The 6676-nt window shown below is 71.4% G+C and carries 8 protein-coding genes; 5 read left to right on the plus strand and 3 right to left on the minus strand.

The genetic code is table 11. The features are described 5' to 3' along the window. The first annotated feature begins 48 nt into the window (after window positions 1-48). The 3 genes from FL311_RS21285 (at window position 49) to FL311_RS21295 (ending at window position 2792) form a co-directional block, all read left to right on the plus strand. Complete coding sequence (locus tag FL311_RS21285; RefSeq protein ID WP_141327490.1) at window positions 49-1062, plus strand: NAD(P)-dependent oxidoreductase; 1014 nt, start codon at window positions 49-51, stop codon at window positions 1060-1062. A gap of 241 nt (window positions 1063-1303) precedes the next feature. Further along, complete coding sequence (locus FL311_RS21290) at window positions 1304-2320, plus strand: NAD(P)-dependent oxidoreductase (protein WP_141327491.1); 1017 nt, start codon at window positions 1304-1306, stop codon at window positions 2318-2320. A gap of 169 nt (window positions 2321-2489) precedes the next feature. After that, complete coding sequence (locus FL311_RS21295) at window positions 2490-2792, plus strand: hypothetical protein (RefSeq protein WP_141327492.1); 303 nt, start codon at window positions 2490-2492, stop codon at window positions 2790-2792. Here the strand turns inward: FL311_RS21295 and FL311_RS21300 are convergent. Genes FL311_RS21300 through FL311_RS21310 form a run of 3 tightly spaced genes read right to left on the minus strand, consistent with a single transcriptional unit; the run spans window position 2789 to window position 4164 of the window. Beyond that, window positions 2789-3295, minus strand: a complete 507-nt coding sequence (locus FL311_RS21300; RefSeq protein WP_141327493.1) for a MarR family winged helix-turn-helix transcriptional regulator — start codon at window positions 3293-3295, stop codon at window positions 2789-2791. The genes FL311_RS21295 and FL311_RS21300 overlap by 4 nt on opposite strands. Before the next feature lie 57 nt (window positions 3296-3352). Continuing rightward, window positions 3353-3790 carry a response regulator gene (locus FL311_RS21305; RefSeq protein ID WP_194869296.1) on the minus strand — a complete coding sequence of 146 codons (438 nt, stop codon included), beginning with the start codon at window positions 3788-3790 and terminating at the stop codon, window positions 3353-3355. Between the two features lie 20 nt (window positions 3791-3810). Then, window positions 3811-4164 carry a helix-turn-helix domain-containing protein gene (locus FL311_RS21310; RefSeq protein WP_141327495.1) on the minus strand — a complete coding sequence of 118 codons (354 nt, stop codon included), beginning with the start codon at window positions 4162-4164 and terminating at the stop codon, window positions 3811-3813. Window positions 4165-4396: 232 nt separating this feature from the next. Between FL311_RS21310 and FL311_RS21315 the strand changes: the two genes are divergently transcribed. Beyond that, window positions 4397-5863 carry a GDSL-type esterase/lipase family protein gene (locus FL311_RS21315; protein WP_141327496.1) on the plus strand — a complete coding sequence of 489 codons (1467 nt, stop codon included), beginning with the start codon at window positions 4397-4399 and terminating at the stop codon, window positions 5861-5863. Beyond that, the coding region (locus tag FL311_RS21320; RefSeq protein ID WP_141327497.1) for a serine hydrolase at window positions 5860-6676 on the plus strand (817 nt) is incomplete at its 3' end. The genes FL311_RS21315 and FL311_RS21320, both read left to right, overlap by 4 nt.

The following is a 6676-nucleotide window of genomic DNA, read 5'->3' on the forward strand; positions in this document are numbered from 1 at the left end:
TCCGGCCCTCTCGACCACTGCCCACGCTGGCAGGGGAGCGCACCCGTCATGTCTTCACCTACGCAGAAGTCCGTCCTCATCATCGGAGGCTCGGGCGTCGTCGGCTCGCTGGCCGCCCAGACGCTTCGTCGTTTCCATCCCGAGCTGCCCATCACGATTGGCGGGAGGGATGTGGCCCGCGCGGAGGCGGTGGCCCAGAAGCTGGGGCACGCGGACGCGGTGCGCGTGGATTTGTCGCGCGTGGACCTGGGACTGCCCGAGGGGCGCGGGTACAGCGCCGTGGTCCTGTTCGTGAAGGACCACACGCTCAACGCGCTGCGCTTCGCTCAAGCCCGGGGCATCCCGCACCTGGGCATCTCCACGGGCTTGTTCGAGGTGGCGCCCGAGGTGGCGTACTACATGAACGCGCCCCAGCGCTCGGCGGTGCTGCTGGGCACCAGTTGGCTGGTGGGCGCGGCGACGCTGCCCGCGCTCCACTTCGCGCGGGAGTTCAAGACGCTGGACTCCATCGCGATGGGGGTCGTGCTGGACGAGCAGGACGTGGGCGGGCCCGCCGCGTCCGCGGACCTGGAGCGCGCCGCGAGCGCCGCGCCCAACGCGCTCATCCTCGAGGACGGCAAGTGGCGCTGGGTGGGCGGCGCGGCGGGTGAGCGTCGCTTCCGCGATGGCGATGGGAACGAGCACGTGGGGCAGGCTTACTCGCTGACGGACCCGGTGAGCCTGGCGGCCGAGACGAAGGCGCGCGCCATCCGGCTCGACGCGGTGGTGGGCCTGTCCGCCGGGCGTCGCAAGGGTGGGGCCTTCTCCGTCGAGACGCTCTTCGAACTCGAGGGCACGCTGCACGACGGCACGCAGGCGCGCGTGCGTTACGAGATGAGCCACGCGCAGGGGCAGGCGCCCATCACCGCGGTGGGCGTGGCCGTGAGCGTGGAGCGACTGCTGGGGCTCGCGGGCGGCGCCCCCGTCGCGCCGGGGCTCTACCTGCCGAACGTCCTCATCGAGCCCGCCTATCTGATGCGACGGCTCGAGGAGGCCGGTGTCCGTACGCGCCGCCTCTCCTGATTCTCGCTGGCTCGAGGCGGCCGGCGTTTGCACGTGTCGCCTCTGCCTCGCGCCAACTCGAGGAGGCCGGTGTCCGCACGCGCCGCCTCTGATTCGCGCTGGCCCCACAACGTGAGGCAGGTGGCCGCGGATGCCACCACCGCGCCACGCGTCGTGCGCGCCGCCGCCCTTCATCGCTGTTCGAGGCTCGCGCCAGAACGCGCGGCCTTTTCCTCCCACCTTGCTCGAAAGGAATCCCGTCATGAACAACGCATCGAAGCTCAACCCCGTCCTCTTCATCGGAGGCTCCGGCGTCGTCGGCCGTCGCGCCGTGAAGGCCCTGCGCGACCTCCAGCCCCACCTCCCCCTTCGCATCGGTGCGCGCGACGTGACGAAGGCGTCCGCGCTCGCGCGTGAAGTGGGCAACGCCGACGCCGTGCGCATCGACCTGGAGCGCGATGACCTGGGCCTGCCTCCGGGCTCCACGTTCAGCGCCATCGTCGTGCTGCTCAAGGACGACTCGCTCCGGACCATGCGCTACGCGCAGGACCAGGGCGTGCCCTACGTGTCCTTCTCCGACTTCGTCTTCGACATCGGCCCGGAGGTCGCGCTCCACGTCCAGCGGCCCACCGCCGCGCCCACGCTGTTCCTCGGGCACTTCCTCGGCGGCACCGTCGCCCTGGCCACGCTCCACTTCGCGCGCGAGCTGGCGAAGGTCCACGCCATCCGCATCTCCGCCGTGTTCGACGAGGAGGACGTGGGCGGCCCCGCTGCGCTCGGCGACATGGACCGCGTGGCGAAGGGCGTGCCCAGTCCGCTCATCCGCAAGGAGGGCCGGTTCCTCTGGGCCACCAGCGAGGCCGACATCACGCGCACCTTTCTGGGGGTCGACGGCACGCAGTGGCAGGGCCGCGCGTATCCGCTGCTCGACGTGGCCTCGCTCGCCGCCGTCACGGACGCGAGCGACATCCGCCTGGACTTCGCGCTGCGCCCCGCTTCGCGCCGCGCGCCGGGGCAGGGGCCGGGCCACGAGGTCATCATCGAGCTGGAGGGCGTGAAGGCGGACGGAACGCCGTCACTCGTACGTCACGCGCTGGTCGACTCGGACGTCCATTCCGGTCTCAGCGGAAAGGGCGCCGCGCTCGCCGTGGAGCGGCTGCTGGGCCTCACAGGTGGGGCGCCCGTGAAGCCCGGCTTGTACTCGCCCGAGGGCGTGCTCGACGCGGCCTACGTCGTGAGCCGCCTCCAGGAGTGGGGAACGCGGATTCACCGCGTATGACGTCATCGAGTGCCTGGAGAGGAGGCCGCCGTGCCCACCCGGCTGGCGACTGTCAGTCCACGGGCGGATACTCGCGCCTCCCCCTCACTCCGTCCCCGCAGGAGTCCGCTTCATGTCGCGTCCGCTGACCGCAGCACTCCCTCGTCCTTCTTCGGTGAATCGGTCTTCCGTGAGTGTCGCTGTCGCGAACGTGAAGGTGGTGGACCCCGGTGACGCGGGCGCGCCGCGCGCCGTGCCCGCGGGGGAGCGCACGGAGCGGCTCGACGGCATCTCCCGCTTCATGCAGGAGCTGGAGCAGGGACAGCGCGCGCTCGTCGGCGTCATCCAGTCGGCGCCCTCGGGCGAGCGGCTGTCCAACGCGGAGCTGCTCGCGCTCCAGGCCTCGATGACGCGCTACACCCAGGCGCTGGAGCTGGTGAGCCAGCTGGTGGGAATCAGCGGCAGGCCGACGCGCACCGCGCCGGCGCGCTAGCCGGACTTCTTGCGCTGACCCCGGGGCGCCGCGGCGGAGGACTCCTCGCCCAGCCGCGCGCCCAACTGCTCCCGGATGGCGAGCACGCGGGCCTTCAAGTCCCGGAGCTCCTCCAGCGAGCAACCCGAGGCCTCCAGGATGGACGGCGGCACGCTCTCCGCCCTGGCGCGCAGCGCGCGACCCGACGCCGTCAGGCGGATGCGCACCTGGCGCTCGTCGAGCACGTCCCGCTCGCGCTTGAGCAACCCCGCCGACTCCAGCCGCTTGAGCAGCGGCGTCAGCGTGCCCGAGTCGAGCAGCAGCCGCTCCCCCAGCGCCTTCACCGTGACGCCGTCCTCCTCCCACAGCACCATCATCGCCAGGTACTGGGGATACGTGAGGCCCAGCTTCTCCAGGAGCGGCCGGTACGTGCGGTTGAGCAGGTGCACCGTCGAGTACAGGGTGAAGCACAGCTGCTCGTCCAGGTGCAGCGCGTCGCCGCGCTTCTTGTTCGACGGGGACATGACGGCTCCTCTCCCCACCATGCCCCCGGACTGCATTGTGCGCAATGAAATCGCGTCTCAGGGCCGGGGCAGGTCGCGCGCCAGCCGCAGCCAGACGGGGAGCCGCTCCAGGAGCGTCTCCAGGTCGAAGGGCTTGAGCAGCGTGTCGAGCACGCCGGGGTGATGGATGGGCCGCGTCGTCATCGCCACGACGGCGAGGCCCGGCCAGTGCCGCGCCACGCGCACGAGGAAGTCCTGGCCCGTCATGCGCGGCATTCCCATGTCGAGCAGCACCAGCCTGGGACGGCCGTGGACCTCCAACCAGGTGAGCGCCTCCAGGCCGTCCTTCGCCATGGACACGAGCTGTCCCGAGCTCGCGATGATTTCGACGACGGCGGCGCGCAGGTCCGCATCGTCCTCCACGACGAGGAGGATGCCTTCGGGGACTCCCGACATATGCGAGCGTGCGTAGGTCAGCGTGGCCGTGGGGAACAGGGAACATCTGCCGGTTTCCACCGGCAGATGTCCGAAGAAGACTACGAGTCCTCGAACATCGCCTGGAGCACCCTCCGGGCGAGCTTCACCTCCGGGTCGGAGCGACACGAGAGGAAGTCGCAGATTTCCGCCACGTCGCCGGTGCGCTCGTGCTCGAAGCCCTGGAAGAGCGTCTTGAGCGACACGTCCAGGCCCACCGACAGCTTGCCCAGCGTGTCGAGCGAGGGAGAGAAGGACCCGCGCTCGATCCGACGGATGGCATCCACGGAGAGGTCGCACCGCTCGGCCAGCACCTCCTGGGTGAGCTCGCGGCCATTACGGAGCTGGCGCACATGGCTGCCGAACTTGCGATGGAACCTCGTCCAGTTCGCTACCTTGTTTTTCGCTTTCTCCATATGAGTGACGGGTAATTTGGGGACGCGGCGCCCCAAGTGAAGTGAGTCTGTTGGCGTGTGGACCCTGGCATCGGCCTGTCCGCCAACTCGCAGGCCCTGTGGGTCGCAGGCGCGCGCGAGACCAGTGGGCAAGGTGCGAGCCCCCGGAAGCTCCGGGCTCCCTCGGAGAGCAGGGGGCCTGGCGGGCCGGGAAAATGCGCGAGCGGAAGCTTTCGTCTACGCTGGATGCCGCATGACGCATTCGGAAGTCGGGTGGGTGGGCGTCGGGCGCGTGCTCCGCGTCCTGGCCTGTGGCGGGCTGCTGACCGCTTGTGAAATCGGTTCCGAGGCACGTCCCCCCTCCGCGCCAGTCCCCGCGGCGGTGGCGACGCCGGCCGTGGCGTCACCGAGGACCCCGGTGCCGGTGACATCCGCCGTGGCGCCCCGCAGGGTCTTTCCGGAGCCGTCCGAGCGGACCCGCTCGACGCAGGCGCTGGCGGTGAAGCTGGGTGCTCCGGGCGCGAAGGTGGAGGACCCGTGCGTGGCGTCGGTGGCGCAAGGGTGCGTGCGCACCGCGCTGGCGCCCTTCTTCGAGTCGCTGGACGCGCTGTCGTCGGGCACGGCGAGGCGGCCCACCGTCATCGAGGCGTTCGGAAACTCCCTCATCGCGGGCGATCGCATCGTGGACATCCTGCGGGATGACCTGGGCGCGAGCTTCGGCGCGGCGGGCAGGGGCGTGCTGCTGGTGGACCGGATGGCGCCCTACGGCGGGCGTGGCCGGGCGAGCCACAGCGCGAGCGGTTGGACGCCGCGCACGCTGGGCGAGCTGCGCGCGCCGCCGCTGCCGTTCGGAATCACCGGCGTGTACCACGTGGCCACCCAGGCGAAGGCGCGCGGCCGCTTCAAGCTGGAGGGCGAGGCGCGGGGCACGCTGTGGTGGCTGGACGTCCCGCGGGGGGGCGCGCTCAGCGTGGTGAGCGGCGACACGGTGCTGGCGCGGACGACGCCGGAGGGCACGGGCGCGTCGCGCTCCACGCGCTTCGAGCTGCCGGCCGGCGCGACGACGGTGGACGTGGTGGCGGAGGGCAAGGGCGCGGTGGTGCAGGGGGTGGTGCTCCAGCACGAGCGCCCTGGCATCGTCCTGGACATGTTGGGCGTACCGTCCGCGGACGCGAGCCTGTACGCGCGGCTGGAGGACGGAGCGCTGCGCTCGCAGCTCTCCGAGCGGGACCCGAAGCTGCTGGTGTTCTTCCTGGGCGGCAACGAGTCCAAGCGCCTGGAGTGGAAGCGCACGGACCTGGCGACGCTGCGCGAGGACCTGGGGGCGCTCTTGCGGCGGGCCCGCGTGGCGGCGCCCACGAGCGCGTGCCTGGTGGTGGGGCCGATGGACGCGGTGCGCGACGCGAAGGACTCGGGCAAGGCCTTCACCCAGCGCCCGTTCCTGGAGGCGGTGGTGGAGGCGGAGCGCGAGGTGTCGCTCGCGGAGGGCTGCGCGTTCTTCAACCTGTACGAGGCGATGGGTGGCAAGGGCGCGCTGACGCGCTTCCACAAGTCCGGCTTCATGCATGATGACCTGGTGCACCCGCGTGGACGCGGGCTGGATGTGCTGGGGCATCTGGTGACGGACGCGCTCTTGCGCGCGTGGGTGGAGACGCCGCCGGCCCAGGGCCCCGTGGCCCAGGTGGCTCCGGCGGCCGAGCGGGTGGAGGCCGTGCCATGACGATGCGAAGCGCGGGGTGGCTGGCCGTCGTCCTCTGGGGCTCGACGCCCGTGGTCGCGGCGCCGAAGCTGCCGTCCGTCTGTGAGAGCGTGGAGGCGGACGAGGCCGGCGCCTCGCCGCGCGCGCTGCCCGAGGAGGTGACGAAGGCGCTGGACGCCATCGTCCGCTCGGAGCTGTCCCAGGGGCCCGTGGCGGGCTTGTCCGTCGCGGTGTCCCGCGGGGAGCAGCGGTGGGTGTGTGGCTATGGCTACCGCGACGTGGCGAAGCGGCTGCCCGCGACGCCGCGCACCACGTACCGCATGGCGTCCGTCACCAAGTCCTTCACCGCGGTGGCGGTGTTGCAGTTGGTGGAGCAGGGCAAGCTGTCGCTGGACGCGGACATCCACGCGGTGGTGCCGACGTACCCGGAGAAGCAGTGGACCGTCACGGTGAAGGATTTGCTGGGACACCTGAGCGGCGTGCCCACGTATGACGGCGTGGCGTCGACCCAGAACGTGAAGGCGGTGAGCACCGAGGAGGCGCTGGCGGTGTTCTCGCACAAGCCGCTCGCGTTCGAGCCGCGCTCCCGCTACCTGTACAGCACGTGGGGCTACAACCTGCTGGGCGCGGCGGTGGAGTCCGCGTCCGGGCAGTCGTATCGCGACTACCTGCGCGAGCATGTCTTCCAGCCCGCGGGCATGGCGCACGCGGACCTGGATGTCACCGCGACGCGCGATGAGCACCAGGCGGTGGGCTACCGGGTGAGGGACGGGGTGCTCCAGCGCTCGCGCTTCCTGGATGTGTCCAGCCGCTTCGGTGGGGGTGGGACGCGGG

The organism is Myxococcus sp. AB025B (genome assembly GCF_006518215.1).
GTDB lineage: Bacteria > Myxococcota > Myxococcia > Myxococcales > Myxococcaceae > Myxococcus > Myxococcus fulvus.